The organism is Streptomyces sp. NPDC006711 (assembly GCF_042869775.1).
In the GTDB taxonomy this organism is placed as follows: domain Bacteria; phylum Actinomycetota; class Actinomycetes; order Streptomycetales; family Streptomycetaceae; genus Streptomyces.
Genome location: NZ_JBIAGO010000021.1, coordinates 57,203 through 73,217 on the forward strand (window position 1 = coordinate 57,203; position 16,015 = coordinate 73,217).

Here is a 16,015-nt window from a genome sequence, read left to right on the forward strand (position 1 = left end):
CGGGCAGGGGTTGTCGTAGGTACGCGCTACAGTCCGGTCCTCCGACTGGGGAGGGCTCATGGCGACCGAGTGGAGCTTGACGATCGACTGCGCGCACCCGGCGAGGCTGGCCGCGTTCTGGGCTCTGGCGTTGGGCTACGTGGCGAGGCCCGTGCCGCCGGGGTTCGGGAGCTGGGAGGAGTGGTTCGCGGACCATGGGGTTCCGGAGGACGAGTGGGACGACGGGGCGTACCTCTCGGATCCGGACGGCGTAGGCCCCACGGTGTCCTTTCTGAAGGTGCCGGAGCCGAAACGTGGGAAGAATCGGCTGCATGTCGATGTGCGTGTCGGCGGCGGCCGTGAGACTCCGTGGGAGGTGCGCTGGCCGCGCGTGGCCGAGGCGGTGGTGCGGCTGACCGCCGCGGGTGGGACCGTGATCCGCGAGGACGAGTTGCAGGGCAGGCCGGATCACGTCGTGATGGCGGACCCGGAAGGCAATGAGTTCTGCGTGCTCTGACGGACGGGGTGCGGGCAGGACGGGGCAGACCGACTGGTCGCGCGCAGGGTGTCGGCGTCGCGGGCGGCGGCCGGCGGCCCGGATGCCAACTCGCCCGGTGCCGCAGGCCGTTGTCAGTGGGGCGGGGCAGGATCACGGGCATGACGCCCTTGCTTCTTTCCGACATCGAGCGAGCCGTGCGCGGCAGCTGGTGTGCCGAGACATGCACGCCCGAGTTCCGATCGCGCTGGACCGAGGACAACCCGGCCCGGGACCAGTGCGGAGTGACCGCGATGGTGGTCCATGACCTGCTGGGGGGTGAGTTGATCCGTGGGGAGGTCCACGTCGACGGAGAGCGTGTGGACTTCCACTGGTGGAACCGGTTGGGCGGGGGCATCGAGGTCGATCTCACGCGTGAGCAGTTCGGCCCTGAGGAGACCGTCACGGGCGGTGTCGTGGTCCCCCGCCCGCCCGTGACCGAGTGGCGCAGGCTCCGTGAGGAGTACGCCCTGCTCCGCGACCGGGTCCTGAAGAAGCTCGATCAACAGCAGACGGGTGCCGGCGACCGTGCCGCTGCGGACCTGGGTGGGACGCGTGGGTGAGCTGGTCGAGCGGGTGGACGAGCAGGACCGGGTCTTGGCGGTGGTTGCCCGGCGCGAGGCCGTTCGCCGTGGCTGGCCGCACCGGATCGCCGTGACGGTATGCCGCGACCGGCAAGGCAGGATCCTCGTGCACCGTCGCGCCGAGCACGTGGATCGGTTCCCCGGGCACTACGAGGTGGCGCCGGGTGGCGCCGTCGTCCCGGGGGAGTCCTATGAGGAAGCCGCATCGCGCGAACTGGCCGAGGAACTGGGTGTTCGTATGCCGGTCCGCTTCATCGTGAAGTTCCTCAACCGCACTGGAATCAGCCCCCATTGGCTCGCCGTGCACGAGGCCGTCCTGTCGGGCCCGCTGCGCCCTGACCCCGACGAAGTGATGTGGCACGGCTGGCTGTCGGAGACGGAGCTCCGCGGATCGATGCGGGAGAACGTGTTCACTCCGGACACCCGCGACGTGCTGAGTCACTACTTTTCGTCCGTGGAGCGGGGAACCTTCTGATCGCCCTGGCCCCCCTGGCCCCCTGGACCTCGCCGCGTCGCCGCCACGGGTCATCGCCCCTCGTTCGGGTGACTACACAGTCCGGCGCGATCTCCTCGCTCACCACCGGTCAGGGCTGAGCGTCATGCCGACGGCGGGGTGAGTTTGGCGGCCACGGCGTCGAGAACCCAGTCCAGGCCGGTTGCGAAGGATGTCTGGGCGTCCACGTCCGTGCCGTCGTGCACGGCCTTGGCCAGCGCCGGGAAGCGGCCTGTGGCCAGCATTCTCGTCACATGCGGGCCGTGGGCGCGCTGCCAGTCGTGCTTGGACAAGCCCGTGGCGCGCTCGGCCCGCAGGTTCGCGATCTCGCGCCTGATCGCGCCAATGAAGTAGGCGCTCACGGTCTCCACGGCACGCATGACGGTGTCGACATCGGTGAGACCGTCGAGGGCGGCCAGCGTGGCCTCGGTCACGGCGAGGCCGTTCGGTCCCAGGGCCGGGCGGCCGCCGAGCAGGTCGGCCAGCCATTCGTGACGGAGAGCGCACTGCCTGGTGCCTTGAGCGAGAGCGCGTAGCGCCTCCCGCCAGTCACCGGGCTGCCCGGGCTGTTCCGCGGGAAGAATTTCGGCCTGGACCTCGTCCACCATGAGGTCGAACAGCTCCTCTTTGGTGGAGATGTGCCGGTACAGCCGCATCGGACCGGCGTCCAGGCGGGCCGCGACCTTGCGCAACGACACCGCCTCCAGCCCGCCCTCGTCGGCCAGTGCGATGGCGGCGGCGACGATCCGCTCTCGGTCGAGCGGCAAGGGGCGAGTCGGCGGCTCCGGCCGGTCCCAGACAGTCATGCTCACACCGTACCGTTGCGATGCGCTGTATAGGAGCAATACAGTGTATCGGCATGAGACACCGCATCGCAGTGGTCGGGAGCGGTCCTGCCGGCCTTACCTTCGCCCGCGTCCTTCACCGCCATGACCACCCAGTCACCGTCCTCGAACGCGATCCCGCCCCCGACGCGCGCCCCTCGGGCGGCACGCTGGACCTGCACGAAGGGCTGGGCCAGCTCGCGCTGGACAAGGCGGGGCTGCTGGCGGAGTTCCAGGCGCTGTCCCGCCCCGAGGGGCAGGCCATGCGCATCCTGGACACGGCCGGGACGGTCCTGCGCGACTGGCAACCCCGTCCAGAGGACCGGGCCAATCCCGAGATCGACCGCGGACAACTGCGCGACCTGCTGCTCGGCCCTCTCGACGTTCAGTGGGGCCGGGGCGTGACGCAGGTGGTGCCGGGGACCCGGGGTGGCGTAGTGGTCCATTTCGCGGACGGGCGGCGGGAGACGTACGACCTCGTGATCGGCGCTGACGGCGCCTGGTCCCGGATCCGCTCAGCGGTCTCGTCGGCGACCCCGCACTACACCGGCGTCACCCATGTCGAGACATCGCTGGATGACGTCGACACCCGCCACCCCGACCTCGCCCGGCTCATCGGCGACGGTTCCATGGCCGTGTACGGCGTGAACCGAGCCCTCGTCGCCCAGCGCAACAGCGGCGGCCACGTCAAGGTGTACGCCAAGTTCCGCGCGCCGCTGGACTGGCACGCGAACCTGGACCTGGCCGACGTCGAGGCCGTGCGATCGAGCCTGCTGGCTCTGTTCGACGGCTGGGCCGCTCCCGTCCTCGACCTCCTCCGCCACGGCACCGCTTTCGTACACCGCCCCCTCTACGTCCTGCCCGTGTCCCACACCTGGGCCCACGTCCCCGGGGTGACGCTCCTGGGCGACGCCGCCCATCTGATGCCCCCCTTGGGGGCGGGCGCGAACCTCGCGATGCTGGAAGGCGCCGAACTCGCCGAGTCCATCGCCACCGGCCCTGAAGGTCTGGACGATGCCGTCCGCGCCTTCGAGGAACGGATGTGGGCACGGGCCGGCAGGTGGGCGAAGATCACGACGGCCGGTCTGGAACGCCTCGTCAGCCCGGATCCCGCCGAAGCCCTCGCCCTCTTCGACCAAGTCCAGCCATCCTGACCGCCAAGCGCGAGAACGCCAGCACTGACAGCTCGCCACGGCTTCACGGGGCAGCATGGCGCCGCCGCGATCCCTTCACACTGCGGACGCGGCGGGAACCGCACATGGACAGGGAACGGACGGCCGCACGTCCAACGTGGGCCGTGTCCCGTCTCAATGGAAGTGGGCCACCGTGAGGCGGTGACCTGGGGTGGCTCAGGTTGAGTGAGACGGCAATGGCTGGCCTGTCTCACTCAACCTGAGCAGCTGTCCGTTGACATCGAACCCAGTCGCTCTACCGTCGAGCGGAGTCGTGCCGCGTCTGGTGCGCCCACACCACGACACGAGAGAGAGCCGACGACAAGCCCGTCGGCTCTGCGCTTGGCCGGGGGCCGCAGAAGGGGGCCCGGTCGGCGAACCCGATGACCACGCCATCGATCGGTCCCGCGGCGGACTGATTGCGGCGTCACGTCCAGCCCGAGTGAGCTGTTGCACCCTCTTCTCCGAAGTCGTGGCGTGTCCTCAAATCGGCCTTCTCGGAGAATGGCTGTCGGGGATTAGTCGAGGTCTGTCTCCGGACTTGAGCCGCGCCAGCCGCCGTTGACATACCACTTGTCGGCCGCCAGGGCCTTGAACAGGGCATAGCCCATCGTGTTGGGGTTTCCCCGGTAGCGCCAGCCCTCGGCCTTGTGCTCAAGCCAGGGGGCGACGGAGTTGGTGGGCATCATCGTGAGGTCGTGGTTGGTGGATGCGATGTGGCTACTCACCAGAAGGCTGTACCGGTAGTCCAAGTCGAATACCTTCAGGTGTTTCTGGAGGCGTTCTGTGAGTGTGTCGCTCCAATCAGGGTGGGGGGAAACGAAGAACTTCATCGACGGCTGCTCATTGCCGCGTGGCCTCCTGAGACGAGCTCGAAGCCAGGGGTGGTGGGAGAAGTCGTCGAAGTAGGGGTGCAGGGTCTGGTCACCCGCATTGACGGGGACTGTCGCGCGCTTGCCGGTGTTGCAGTCGCGGCAAGCCGGGATGAGGTTAACCGGCACCACGCTGAGCAGTGGGTACGTGTTCTTGGGTAGGTGGTGATCGAGCGTGGTTACCAGGCCCTCCCCGCACAGGGGACACCGGTTATCCCGTCGACGGCCTTCTTGGTCGGTCGTACCTTTGAGCGCCTCGTAGATGCGGCGGCCCGGAGCACGGTCCTTGGCCAACCGGTCGGTGTAAACCCCCTCCAGTGCCTTGCGGTCGCGACGGGTGCCAGGCGTGGCGGCGAGGCCGGTGAGGGTGTGAAGAGCCTGGCCCTGAGCGGCTGCCTCGTACGCGCTTGCTGCATCGGCCACCGCGTCGGTGAACGATTCCAGACGTTTTCGGTTATTTGGGCGGGCGTTGGCGATGCAGGTGGTGTAGACGTCGCGTGCGTCGAAGGTCGGAGGATCTATGTGCTGCATCAGCCGTGTCCCTCCACGTCGTCGCGCTGGCCGAGCAAGGCGCTGAGCACCAACTGTGCCTCGCTGCCGAGCCGTCCACTGAAGTGTTCCAGGACAGCGTCGTAGGAGTAGCCGACGTCGACTAGACGTCGTAGTTCGTGCAGAAAGCCGGCTTCGGTGAGTTCCAGACCGAAGACCTCGTGAGTCAGCACGCCGACGTTCTCGCCGTACGTTTCGATGCGGGGCTGCGCGGCGCCGAGTTGCCCGCCGTAGCGCCAGAGCTTCCAGACGCAGTGGGCAGGAATCTCTTGGAGTACAACCGGAGAGTGTGTGGCGACGATGGCCAGCCCGTTGCGCTCGGCGAGCAGATCGGACAGCGCCCGCATGAACGCGGACAGCAGGGGCGGATGGAGGTGGGTTTCCGGCTCATCGATGATGACGAGGGTCCGCTCGCTCACGTGCTCGATGAGCCGGGTCATGGTGAGCAGAACGAGCCGGTGGCCGGCGCTGAGACGGCGGAAGAGCTGCCGGGCCTTATTCTCGCGGCTGTTCAGGCTTGCGGTGTTCTCGAAGTTCTCCAGCCATCCCTCCTCCAGGAGTCCGCTCCCGGGATAGTCGAGGGTGCGCAATGCCCTGATCCATTGTGGGCTGCGCTCGCGCGTCAGACATGCCTTCATGGCCTGCGCGAAGTCCTTCCTGAGCCCGCCAGGGGTCTTGAACCTTGGGGATCGTGAACCCTGAACACGCAGGCCCACGTAGGAAGCGATGAACATTTCGTCGCCCTCGACGAGCGGGAAGTCGTCAAAGGCGCTGAACGAGACAGTCACCAGGTTGTTGAAGGATCGGCCCTCGCGGCCGTACTCGATGATCCGCCCGAGCTCATGTGCCTGCGGCTCAACCGCAGCGACGGCGCGGGCCAAGTGGGAAAGCACATATGACTTCCCCACGCCGTTCCGTCCGGTCAGGGCGTGCACGTTGCTGGCCGGCCGGGAGCCTGGTTCGACCTTGAATTCGAACCGCACGGAAGCCATCGCCGATGGCAGCGGCGGCTCGTAGGCGATATTGAAACTCACCCGGCGCGCTCCACCACGTGCGATGCGCCGCAGTTGCCCGCGCACGGTCGACATCTTGACGAAGCGGAGTAGCGAAGTACGGGTCACATTCTGATTCCGTGCGAGGAGGAAGGAGTCCTCGTCGTAGGCGATGTCCCGGAGCGCGGTGAGCACTTCCTCCCGGACAGCGCTGGGTATCTCGCTCAGCCTGTAGTAATAGTTTTCATCCTGACCCACCGAGAAATAGCGTGAGCCGTCCAGGCGGCTGAAGCGCTCCGGGAGTAGGTAGTTGCCAAAATCCTCGTCGTCCGTCGCCACATGGCCGATCTTCACGGTGCCGACCTCGACCCAGCCCTCCCTGGTAAGAACACGCAACGTGAACATGGTGCGGTACCCGTCGTCGTCCCAGGTGTCGTGGACGAGGAGGGCATCGAAAAGATCCTCCGCCATGGCGCCACCTTCGGCCAAGCGATGGTCGTCATAAATTACGCCGAATCGCACGGTTTTCCTGGCCCTCTCCCGCTTACTGTGCTCCGTCGTGATGTGCGATCTTAGGCGGCGGCGCGCATGGACGTGCGGGGGCGGACGTCGCGAACTCAGCGGCCCGGCTGGAGTGCGACGCTGGGAGTCTGGAGTAGGGCCGCCGTTGCTTTGTCGCGGGCCGGTGCGGCTATGTGTTGTCGCTGCGGTGGTGGGCGTGCCAGAGGCGTCTGAGGGCTTCGAGCTCGGTTCGTGGGAAGTGTTTCCCCCACTTGCCTCGATAGCCGCTCTCGCCGTAAGTCTGCGCGACCTCGTCGAAGCAGCGGATCACGGTGCGGGCGAGCTGGTCGGTGCCGAGCTGGCTGGACCAGATTTCGGTTCCCCTGTTGTCGTGATCGCTGCCGTCGCGTAGTTCCAGCACGCGGATCCAGATGTCCTCGCCTTCGCGGTAGAAGATCCACCGGTAGGCAGTCGGCTCGGCCTCGAACAGGGCGCAGGCCTCTGTCACGCCGGCGACGAGCCGGCCCACCGCGGTCAGGAGCTCCTCGGGCGCATTGGTGATCTAGGACGCGGTGAACTCGACTTTTACCTGGCGATCTTCAAGGGTGCAGTCGGCCCACCCGGATCCTGCGACCGTCCAGGTGATGCGCATATGGGATGTCACTGGTTCTCCTCGGCGAGGAAGGCCCGGACATCGCCGGCGAGGGAAGTCATCTGCTCGCCGGCCTCCAGCCAGGTGGTCACCGAGGCGCCCCAGCCGCCTGCGGCCTGCGTCCACGGCCGCAAGGCCCAGGTCAGCCCGACGTAGCCGCCGGACCGGAAGGCCGCCGACACCGTCAGGTCGCGGTCGTTGGCATGCCAGCTCCGTTCGCCGTCCCACCCCTGGTAGTCGGTGGCGAGCTCTTCCAGAAACGCGGTGAGGTCGCTGTCCCAGATCCAGGCGACGACCTCGTCGACGCGAGCGGTCAGTCCGGGAGCGCGCAGTTCGACGGCATAGTGCACGGAGTCGGCGTCGAAGCTGAACCGGTCGCAGAACGTCACGCTGACGGAGGCGTTGTCCTGGCAGCGGATGGACACGCTGGCCTCATCGTCAGTGCCGACGTCTGGTGTGGTCATGGGCGGAACACTAGGTCAGCCGCTCGTTCGACGTCACTTGGATTCGCTGTCGGTGGGGTGGAGAACGGCTTCGGCGATCGCACGGACGCGCTCCATAGTGATGCCGGTCCGCTGTTCGACTGCGAGAGGGTGGTCGGTCGGCTCCAGCTCGATGAAGGGACGCTGTCCGATGGGACGGGTGTGGACGCGGGTCTTCAAGTTGATGGTGCTGGGCGAGTAGAGGAAGAGGTCGGTGGACAGCCACCCGAAGTACGGCTCCTCGGTTTCACGTCCCGTGGTGTCCCAAAGATCTGCGGATCGGGAGAAGTTGTCCCGGCTGAGGGAGACCCATGCGGCCCAGGAGAACACCCCGTCGCTGCCGATGATCGGTATCTCGACCAGGCCCTTGACGAAGTAGTGCTGTGCCTGGATCACGCACTGATCCGATGAGAGAAGGCAGTCCGCAGAGTCTGCGAAGCTCGGTTCCCAGACGTACGGGGCGGTGGCCGCGTAGTTCATCGGCAGCTCGGCGTGGTGGCTGCCGCAGCACGAGCAGGTGAATCCGGGGTTGCTGGTCATGAGCGGAGCCTAATGATCGGCTCCGACGCAGTTGACGTCGGTTCCGTCTCGGTGAGGGCAGAGGCAGTTCACCGTGCGTGTGCTGGGGAGCGCTTTAAGATCCGTCGGATGAGAAGGGGAGGGAACTGGTCGTGCGGGTGGGCGGTTACGAGCCCGTCGAGGCTGGCCTCATGGTGGCGGACGGCCTTGTCGACCCGTTGGGCAAGCCGCACGATCTCTTCTTGGAGCCGTGGGATGGCGGTTGTCCTCAGCTTCCGCTCTGCGGGTAGTCGCCTGTCGAACTCTCGGCGGAAGCGCTGAACCTCTCCCTGGCTTCCGAGGGCTTGTTTTCGCCAGCAGAAGGAAGCGAAGAGAGCGGCGACCTGGACGACGTCGGTGAAGTCGGCGGCCTCGGCGTATGGGTATGGCCGGTGCCGACTGGTCCCGTCCGGAGGGATCAAGCGGAGTCTGCGCTCCGTGCGGTCTACTGCGTAGCCGTGTCGGGTCAGGTCGCGCCAGAACTTGGAGCATTCTTCGTAGGCGGGCAGGATCCTGGGGTATCTGTTGTGACGTAGGCGGTGCCACTGCCTGTTCACCGGCGGTGCTTGACGCAGAGCTGGTTGAGGTCTCTGAGCCCCCAGATCTCGATCCGCCTGCTGGTCCTTCCGGTATGTGCGGCCGCGCAGAAGTCGCAGGCCCAGGTCCGGTTGATCAACGGGTAGCCCGGCTGGTGCCATACTGCGGCGGTGGTCAGTTCGGGCAGAGCCTTCCTCAGGGATTTCGGTGTCTGACCGCTGCGAACGGCGAGGAGGTCCAGCCTGTCCAGGGGCCTCTCCGCCGAGTAGAAGCGGCGGAGCACGTGCTTCGGGGGACCCCCGTTGAGCAGCGCGAGCCGCGCGGCATAGGACCGAACAGTCTCATTCGGAAAGGGCGGGGAGGTCAGAGGCAGAGGCCGTGCCCGCCCGGTCGGGGCCTTGACCCCGATCATGCGGATGTCCGGTAGGCGCTCTCGCTGGCGCGGTCCACGTGGATGGCGTGCAGTTGTCGCCGGGTGATGCTTTCGCTGCCGTCCAGGATCGCGGAGATGGCTCATGAGGTGGATCTCGTCGACCAGCACCAGGTCCGTGCGGGCCTCTGTCAGCACCTGACAGACGGAATGCGTGATGTCGGCGGTGTTGTGGCGTGGGGTGATGGTCGGAATGTTGAGAAAGCGGGCAAACTCCAAGGCGAGCTTCCGGGGTGATCCTTTTGGCGGTGCGGTGACATAGACCACCGGGATGCGTTGGCCTTCGCCGGATCTCTGCCGAACACGCAGTTCATGAAGGCGCCCGAGCTCTCGAAGTGCAGTGGTCTTGCCCGTGGTGCGGTCGCCGGAGATGATCAGGTTGCGGCGAGCTCCGTGCTCGCGTCGGTTGAGCAGAGTCAGAAGGCGTCCCTGGTGAGCGACTTCCTTGACTGTGGACGTGCGTACCACTTGGAGTTCTGAGTGGTAGTCGGTGCGAGCTTCGTCGTAGTCGGTGCGTTCCTCGTCGTTCATCGACTCCCAGCGAGGGCGGGGAAGCACGTCGAAGGGGTGCGGGTCCTTTTCCACGAACCGCTGCCAGCCAGTGAGAGTCGTGGGCGGCTCCATACGTTCGTCTTTGTCGGCCCCAGAGCGATCATCTCCGGAGGGGCTCACCACCGTCTTTTCGCCTCCACTTTCGCCAACTCCTCGCCCTCCTCGGCGGCATCGGAAACCTGAGCTGGTTCGGCCGGAAGCGCTTGGGAGGCGGCGGGCGTCTCGGGACAAGGCCAGGCCGGCTGGCTGGTGGCACGGGTGCGGCCGACGACCTTGCGGTCACGCCGCTCGGCCGCTCGGCCCGAGCCTTTCCGCCGCCGGACAGGGCGTTCTCCGTGACCATCAGCGGCCCGGTCAAGCAGCTCGACCGCAGCCTCAGCGACCGCTTCCTCGTCCGGCTTGCGCCGTTCACGTTCGGCCAGCACCTGACGGGCCCGGTCGAAGACCAGTTCACCCATGGGGACGGGCGAAGTGCGTAGGTGGCGCCAGGTTGCGGTGATCCAGCCCGTGCCATGGTGGTTGCGTACCCAGACGCAGGAGATGTCATAAGGGTCGTAGTGGACCTCCCACAGCCTCCCGTCCGGACCCGCCCCGGAGGGCTGGCGCCGAAAGGGGACAAGGTCGCGGGAATCGTAAGTACGGTTGTTGATCCGCACCCCTCCGGGACCGATGACCCTCCATTCGCGGGGCATGAGCTGGATGTACTCTTCCGGGCTCAGTGCGACCGGCACGTATCCGGCCGCCGCCACCAGCGCGGCGTACTTCTCGTTCGGACTCAACGGGCGATCCGGCATCAACGGGTCCCGCAGCCCGCCGTGCGGCCTGACCTGCCACGTCGAAACGACCCATTCCTGGAGCAGTTCCTGGAGCTGGTGGATGGACCAAACCGCTCGTGCGGATGGATCCCTGCCTCGCATCTCGGCACTACGGCCGGTGTAGCCGGGAGCAGATCCTGGGCAGACATCGTTGCCACGGAGCCCAAGGTCCGTTCAATATGCGGCTTGTCGGTCGGGGTGTCCGGATGCGCGGGCTGGAACGAGATCTCCAAGTGGCGACAGGCATTACGGAAGTTGTCCGAGATGAACGCCTTCCCGCGGTCACTGACCACCATCTCCGGGACGATCACCGGCTTCGCGGCGGCCTTGGCCATCCGTTCGTCCAGCGTCAGCAGCGAGGCGTAGGGCAGCACCGACCGGGACATGCGCAACGCGTCCGACCAGCCCGGCCGCACCAGCTCGGGCTTCATCGCCCGCGCCAGCAGCAGGGCGGCGTCCACCGCCTTCGTCGAGGGTCGCAGCACCACCGCAGCCAGTGTCCTCGTCGCCAGATCTACCAGTCCCGTCAACTCGCAGCGGTCCACTGTTCCGTCGTCGTGGACGACCATTACGTCCAGTGGCGTGGAGTCGATTTCCATCACTTCACCTGGTCGCGCTGTCGTCAGCTGCCCGAACATCCGCTTCGGCTGTTTGCCGAGCGAGCGTCGGGTGCGGGCCGAGCCCAGCAGATGTTGCCCGGTCGAGACTGCTTCCAACAAGCGGTAGAACGTCGCCCTGGAGGGCATCGGAACCGCTCCCGTGCCGTGCTCGGCAGCCAGCAGGCGCTCGACCTTGCGCCGCAGCACCTGCGCGGACACGGTCGGCTCGTCGGTCCGGCTGCTGACGATTTTATCGATTGCCTCGACCACCCGCGGATCGGCCCGGCTCGTGCCGGTGGCGGGTTTGCGCTGCCGACGGTCCACCAAACCCGCCACCCCTTCGCGCTCGAAGCGAGAGCGCATCCTGCGTAACGTGCTCAGCCCCACCTCCTCGCCTGCTTCGCGTAGTTGGGCGAGCTTGGCCGGCTCCCGCTGCCGCAAGGAGTTCACGGCCGGGTCGTACTCGGCCTTCACCGGGGTGCGCGCATCGACGTCTGGACGGCCCGCAAGCAGTTCGGTCAGGTGCCTTCGCCACCACTCGGCCCGCAGCACCACACTGGCGGCCAAGGCGTCATCCACCAGCTGCACCGAGTGCCGTGCAAGGCGGCTACGGTGTGCTCGCGCCCGTCGTAGCGAACCCGATCACCCAGCGACAGCAGCTGCGGACGCGCCGGCATCCCCGCCCACCTCCTTCGCCACCGCAGGAACGAGGTGCACGCGCGTGGCCCCCGCCAGCAACTCGTCCCCCAAGTCAGCGGCCAACACCCGGCGCCACAACAGGTGGAAGAGCACCGGCAGCGTGGCGATTGGATCCCCGACTTGCCGGGCCCCCGTAAGTAGTCCCTGCGGCTCTCCAAACACCGCTTGCAGAGCATCGGCGACCGGCTCGCGCCGAACCGCGGGTGTCGGTAGCCCGATAGCCAGCGCGGATTCGCCGCCAGCACGGGATCGAGTATCCCGACCCGCTCGAAGCCCCAGCGAACCTGGGAGCAGGCCGCGGCCGTGGCCGCGAACTTCGCCGCGTCGTCTGGTTCGATCCGATCGTCCGGACGTACGTCCAGCACCACAGCGGTGCCGTCCCGACGGCGTACGAAGTAGTCCGGCGTATGGCGGGTCCGCCGGGCTGGGTCGCCGTTCCGCCATGTCAGCCGGAACGGCTGCGAGGCCACCGTCACCACATCCGGATCGGCGTCCAGCCTCATCAGGTGCCCGAGCTCCACCCACGACTCATAGCCGACCAGGTCGCCACCTGTAGCAGCCCAATAGCCCGCGAAGTTCCGCTGCCCCGGTACGAAGGGAACCCGCGTACCTGCCCGACTGCCTCGAAACGGGTCGGCCACATCACCTCAAGCGGCCCGCCGTGCGGCTCACCGCGGGCGTCTACGTATTCCAGCCAGAAGTCCTCCACCGCCATCAGCCACCCCGCTCGGCACCCACCCGATACGACGACCGTAGGGACCCGTGCGGCAGTGGGCCAAGAAGAGCGAGACAGATCGACAGATGGTCAAGGTTGACTGAGACGAGCGACCGGATGGTCCAGATAGACCGAGACTGGCTCACCTTCAGCGAGACCCGTCAGGCCGCACGCGTGTATGCCCCACGTGGCGCCGCACACTTTTGCAAGCGGGTGCTTGCAAAAGTTAGCGGGGGTGGTGCACTCTCGGGGTATGGCATCGCTCAACGTCGGCAATCTCGGCGCATACCTGCGCGAACAGCGGCGCACCGCGCAGCTGTCGTTGCGGCAGCTCGCCGATGCCGCCGGGGTGTCCAATCCGTATCTGAGCCAGATCGAGCGCGGGCTGCGCAAGCCGAGTGCGGACATTTTGCAGCAGCTCGCCAAGGCGCTGCGGATCTCCGCCGAGACGCTGTACGTGCAGGCCGGCATCCTCGACGAGCGGTCTCCCGAGGCCGCGGGGACGCGCAGCGTCATCCTCGCGGACCCCTCGCTCAACGAGCGGCAGAAGCAGGTTCTGCTCCAGATCTACGAGTCCTTCCGCAAGGAGAACGGGCTCGACGCCGGCACGGACACCGAAAGCGCCGCCGACGGCAGCGATGCCGACCACCCTCAAGCGAGCAACTGAACACTGATCCGGGAGGACAGTCATGGCCATCACCGATGACCTGCGCAAGACCCTCACCGACCCCACCCCCCTCTACTTCCTCGCCGGGACGGCGGACCTCGCTGGGCAGCAGGCCAAGAAGGTTCCGGCCCTGATCGAGAAGATCCAGTCCGAGGCGCCCGAGCGCATCGAGGCCGTGCGCCGCACCGACCCCAAGGCCGTGCAGGAGAAGGCCGCCGCTCGCGTCAAGGAGGTCCAGGCCGCCGTCACCACCCGGGCCAGCGGCCTCATCGGCGCCATCGACGGCGACTTCAAGAAGCTGGGTGAGAGCGCTCAGGACCTGGCGCTGCGCGGGGTCGGCGTCCTCGCCGAGTACGCCGTCAAGGCGCGCGAGGGCTACGACGCCGTCGCCGAGCACGGCCAGGAGGTCGTCAAGCAGTGGCGCGGCGAGGCCGCCGACGAGATCGTCGAGATCGCCGGCGCCGTCGAGCCCACGAGCGAGACCCCGGCCAAGAGCGACACCTCCGCCGGCGCGGCCCCGGCCAAGGACGACACCCTGGGCGCGGACGACGTCACCGTCGCCGACCGGCTCGTGGCCCAGGGCGGGAACGCGCCCGCCGGTTTCGACACCACGCCCAGCGCCGACACGCCTGTCGCCAAGAAGACCGCCCCGCGCAAGACCCCGGTGAAGAAGGCCGCCCCCAAGGCCGGGGAATGACCTCGAAGTGGGCCTTGGATTGCGCCTCGGAGTGATCTTCCCGCGATCCGGGGCATGATCCCTTCGCCCCCCTCGGGGCGGACGGCGGGCACGGGGCGGGCACCTTCGCGGCGTCCGCCCCGTTGTCCTAGTACCTTGGCCGCGGGCACCCGCCCGCGCTCACCCGGCTCAGCACGCGGACTTCACGACCAGGACTCAGGACTCACTAGGCGGTGCACGGCATGTTGCTCACGGGATTCAGCTTTCTCCAGATGCTGGCCTATCTCGCGATGTTCGTCATCGCCGTGGTCGCGCTGGTCTTCGCCGCCCTCGGCCGTGAGGACGCCTACCGCGCCGCCGACAAGCAGACCAAGCCGTTCTGGCTGATCATCCTCGGCCTCACGGTCCTGGTGAACCTGTTCGTGCCGTATCTGTTCCTCCAGCTCGCGGGCCTGGTCGCCTCGATCGTGTTCATGGTCGACGTACGCCCCGCGATCCGGCAGGTCTCCGGCGGCGGCCGGGGCGGCCGGCGCGGCGGCGGCTCCAGCAGCGACGGGCCGTACGGTCCCTACAACGGCCGGCGCTGACATCGGATCGGCAGGCGGCGCGCTCCGAGCGCGCCCCCAGCTTCCCGGTCCGGCCTGATCCTAAGGCGGGACCCTACGGCCGCTTGCGTTCCAGGAGCAGTAGCGCCACGTCGTCCGTCAGTTCACCGCCGTTGAGTTCGCGGGCCCGGGTCACCGCCGCTTCGAGCAGCGCCTCGCCCCGAAGCCCGGACGCCAGCTGAGCGTTGATCATCTCCAGCATGCCGTCCTGCCCGAGCCGCTGGCTGCCATCGCCGGTGCGGCCCTCGATCAGGCCGTCGGTGTACATCAACAGGCCCCATTCCCGGCCGAGTTCGACCTGGCGGCGCGGCCAGCGTGCGCGCGGCAGCAGGCCGAGCGCGGGGCCGCCGTTCTCGTACGGGAGCAGCTGCGCGCGGCCATTGAGGACGATCAGCGGTGAGGGGTGGCCGGCCAGGCAGAGGCCGGCGCTGCGGCCGTCGGGCGAGATGTCGACCGTGCACAGCGTCGCGAAGATCTCCTCGCTGTCGCGCTCGTGCTCAAGTACCTGTTGCAGGGTGGAAAGGAGTTCGTCGCCGCACAGGCCCGCGAGGGTCAACGCCCGCCAGGCGATGCGCAGTTCGACCCCGAGCGCCGCCTCGTCCGGGCCGTGCCCGCAGACGTCGCCGATCATCGCGTGGACGGTGCCGTCGGGCGTACGCACCGTGTCGTAGAAGTCGCCGCCGAGCAGCGCGCGGGAGCGGCCGGGGCGGTAGCGGGCCGCGAACCGCAGGTCCGAGCCCTGGAGCAGCGGGGTGGGCAGGAGACCGCGTTCGAGGCGGGCGTTCTCCTGCGCGCGCAGCCGGGACTCCGCCAGCTTGTACTGCGCCGTGTCCGCGCGCTTGCGCTCCACCGCGTACCGGATGGCGCGGCTGAGCAGCCTGCCGTCCAGCTCGTCGCGGAAGAGGTAGTCCTGCGCGCCCACCCGGACCGCCTCCGCCGCGCGCTCCGCGTGCGTGGACGGCGTCAGGGCGAGGACGGCGTGGCGCGGGGCCAGGAGCAGCACGTGGCGCAGGGCCGCGAGCTCGTCGTCGGGGTCGCGGCCGGGCAGCGCGAGGTCGAGCAGGATGCAGTGGACGTCGTCGGTGAGCAGCCGCTCGGCCTCGGTGAGGTTGCGGGCGGTACGGATGCGGACCCGGGTGCCGGCCTCGTCGAGGAGTTCGTCGACGGTGAACGTGCCGGCCGGGTCGTCCTCGATGACCAGCAGGTTGAGCGGGCCGTCGGCGCCGCCCGGCTGGGCCTCCGGGGCGGCTCGCTGGTGCGGTACGGGTACGTGCTGGGATGCGGGCATCGTCGGTTCCGGATTCCTTCCCTCCCCCCGAGGGCGCGGCGGAGCGCCGGTCAGCGCCCCACCAGCCGGGACCCTAGCGTCATCACCCGCGCGGCGGAATGCCGATGGGTGGTTCATCACGGTGATCCGGCTGGCATATGCCACATGCCTGATTTGTCGGAGCCCCAGGAAGTTGCGCGGTGCCCGTACCGCCGGTAGGGGCCGGGCCCCGACGGACGTCCGCGCCTGCCCTCCCGGAC

18 protein-coding genes are annotated in these 16,015 nt (G+C 68.0%); 7 read left to right on the forward strand and 11 right to left on the reverse strand.

Annotation, left to right across the window (positions count from 1 at the left end):
• Nucleotides 1-58: 58 nt before the first annotated feature.
• From ACFYM2_RS30350 to ACFYM2_RS30360, 3 genes are all read left to right on the forward strand, one after another.
• A complete protein-coding gene (locus ACFYM2_RS30350; RefSeq protein ID WP_388840684.1) occupies nucleotides 59-496 on the forward strand; it encodes a VOC family protein in 438 nt (145 codons plus the stop codon).
• A gap of 140 nt (nucleotides 497-636) precedes the next feature.
• Nucleotides 637-1,077: a hypothetical protein gene (locus tag ACFYM2_RS30355; RefSeq protein ID WP_388840687.1), complete on the forward strand. Its 441-nt coding sequence runs from the start codon at nucleotides 637-639 to the stop codon at nucleotides 1,075-1,077.
• Nucleotides 1,070-1,573, forward strand: a complete 504-nt coding sequence (locus ACFYM2_RS30360) for an NUDIX hydrolase (protein ID WP_388840689.1) — start codon at nucleotides 1,070-1,072, stop codon at nucleotides 1,571-1,573. Before ACFYM2_RS30355 ends, ACFYM2_RS30360 begins: the two co-directional genes overlap by 8 nt.
• A 122-nt stretch (nucleotides 1,574-1,695) precedes the next feature.
• Here the strand turns inward: ACFYM2_RS30360 and ACFYM2_RS30365 are convergent, their stop codons facing one another.
• Nucleotides 1,696-2,397, reverse strand: a complete 702-nt coding sequence (locus tag ACFYM2_RS30365; protein ID WP_359003011.1) for a TetR/AcrR family transcriptional regulator — start codon at nucleotides 2,395-2,397, stop codon at nucleotides 1,696-1,698.
• A 53-nt stretch (nucleotides 2,398-2,450) separates the two neighbouring features.
• On the opposite strand from ACFYM2_RS30365, the gene ACFYM2_RS30370 reads away from it, so the two are divergent.
• On the forward strand, nucleotides 2,451-3,569 hold the full coding sequence (locus ACFYM2_RS30370) for an FAD-dependent oxidoreductase (protein WP_388840694.1): 1,119 nt from the start codon (nucleotides 2,451-2,453) through the stop codon (nucleotides 3,567-3,569).
• A 536-nt stretch (nucleotides 3,570-4,105) separates the two neighbouring features.
• Here the strand turns inward: ACFYM2_RS30370 and ACFYM2_RS30375 are convergent.
• The 9 genes from ACFYM2_RS30375 to ACFYM2_RS30415 form a co-directional block, all read right to left on the reverse strand.
• On the reverse strand, nucleotides 4,106-4,990 hold the full coding sequence (locus ACFYM2_RS30375; RefSeq protein WP_388840697.1) for an HNH endonuclease: 885 nt from the start codon (nucleotides 4,988-4,990) through the stop codon (nucleotides 4,106-4,108).
• Entirely contained in the window at nucleotides 4,990-6,471 is a 1,482-nt protein-coding gene (locus ACFYM2_RS30380) for an AAA family ATPase (RefSeq protein ID WP_388840700.1), read from the reverse strand. The genes ACFYM2_RS30375 and ACFYM2_RS30380 overlap by 1 nt, the downstream gene beginning before the upstream one ends.
• Before the next feature lie 220 nt (nucleotides 6,472-6,691).
• Nucleotides 6,692-7,009, reverse strand: coding sequence for a hypothetical protein (locus tag ACFYM2_RS30385; protein WP_359003019.1), 318 nt, complete (start codon nucleotides 7,007-7,009; stop codon nucleotides 6,692-6,694).
• 152 nt (nucleotides 7,010-7,161) lie between these two features.
• The gene (locus ACFYM2_RS30390; RefSeq protein WP_359003021.1) at nucleotides 7,162-7,617 is read right to left on the reverse strand and encodes a DUF6228 family protein; all 456 of its coding nucleotides are present in this window, start codon (nucleotides 7,615-7,617) and stop codon (nucleotides 7,162-7,164) included.
• Between the two features lie 33 nt (nucleotides 7,618-7,650).
• On the reverse strand, nucleotides 7,651-8,115 hold the full coding sequence (locus ACFYM2_RS30395; RefSeq protein WP_359003069.1) for a DUF2199 domain-containing protein: 465 nt from the start codon (nucleotides 8,113-8,115) through the stop codon (nucleotides 7,651-7,653).
• A gap of 631 nt (nucleotides 8,116-8,746) precedes the next feature.
• On the reverse strand, nucleotides 8,747-9,691 hold the full coding sequence (locus tag ACFYM2_RS30400; protein ID WP_359003023.1) for a TniB family NTP-binding protein: 945 nt from the start codon (nucleotides 9,689-9,691) through the stop codon (nucleotides 8,747-8,749).
• A gap of 137 nt (nucleotides 9,692-9,828) precedes the next feature.
• Complete coding sequence (locus tag ACFYM2_RS30405; RefSeq protein ID WP_388840705.1) at nucleotides 9,829-10,506, reverse strand: Mu transposase C-terminal domain-containing protein; 678 nt, start codon at nucleotides 10,504-10,506, stop codon at nucleotides 9,829-9,831.
• The gene (locus ACFYM2_RS30410; RefSeq protein ID WP_388840708.1) at nucleotides 10,506-11,714 is read right to left on the reverse strand and encodes a hypothetical protein; all 1,209 of its coding nucleotides are present in this window, start codon (nucleotides 11,712-11,714) and stop codon (nucleotides 10,506-10,508) included. Before ACFYM2_RS30410 ends, ACFYM2_RS30405 begins: the two co-directional genes overlap by 1 nt.
• The gene (locus tag ACFYM2_RS30415; RefSeq protein ID WP_359003029.1) at nucleotides 11,645-12,466 is read right to left on the reverse strand and encodes a TnsA-like heteromeric transposase endonuclease subunit; all 822 of its coding nucleotides are present in this window, start codon (nucleotides 12,464-12,466) and stop codon (nucleotides 11,645-11,647) included. The genes ACFYM2_RS30410 and ACFYM2_RS30415 overlap by 70 nt, the downstream gene beginning before the upstream one ends.
• Nucleotides 12,467-12,793: 327 nt before the next feature.
• On the opposite strand from ACFYM2_RS30415, the gene ACFYM2_RS30420 reads away from it, so the two are divergent.
• The 3 genes from ACFYM2_RS30420 to ACFYM2_RS30430 all read left to right on the forward strand — a co-directional run bounded on the left by ACFYM2_RS30420 (nucleotide 12,794) and on the right by ACFYM2_RS30430 (nucleotide 14,470).
• On the forward strand, nucleotides 12,794-13,207 hold the full coding sequence (locus tag ACFYM2_RS30420) for a helix-turn-helix transcriptional regulator (protein ID WP_359003031.1): 414 nt from the start codon (nucleotides 12,794-12,796) through the stop codon (nucleotides 13,205-13,207).
• A 22-nt stretch (nucleotides 13,208-13,229) separates the two neighbouring features.
• Nucleotides 13,230-13,904, forward strand: coding sequence for a hypothetical protein (locus ACFYM2_RS30425; protein WP_388461035.1), 675 nt, complete (start codon nucleotides 13,230-13,232; stop codon nucleotides 13,902-13,904).
• A 221-nt stretch (nucleotides 13,905-14,125) separates the two neighbouring features.
• Nucleotides 14,126-14,470 carry a DUF2516 family protein gene (locus ACFYM2_RS30430; RefSeq protein WP_359003035.1) on the forward strand — a complete coding sequence of 115 codons (345 nt, stop codon included), beginning with the start codon at nucleotides 14,126-14,128 and terminating at the stop codon, nucleotides 14,468-14,470.
• A gap of 73 nt (nucleotides 14,471-14,543) precedes the next feature.
• Here ACFYM2_RS30430 and ACFYM2_RS30435 read toward each other — a convergent pair whose 3' ends face one another.
• Complete coding sequence (locus tag ACFYM2_RS30435; protein ID WP_359003037.1) at nucleotides 14,544-15,776, reverse strand: SpoIIE family protein phosphatase; 1,233 nt, start codon at nucleotides 15,774-15,776, stop codon at nucleotides 14,544-14,546.
• Nucleotides 15,777-16,015: the final 239 nt, after the last annotated feature.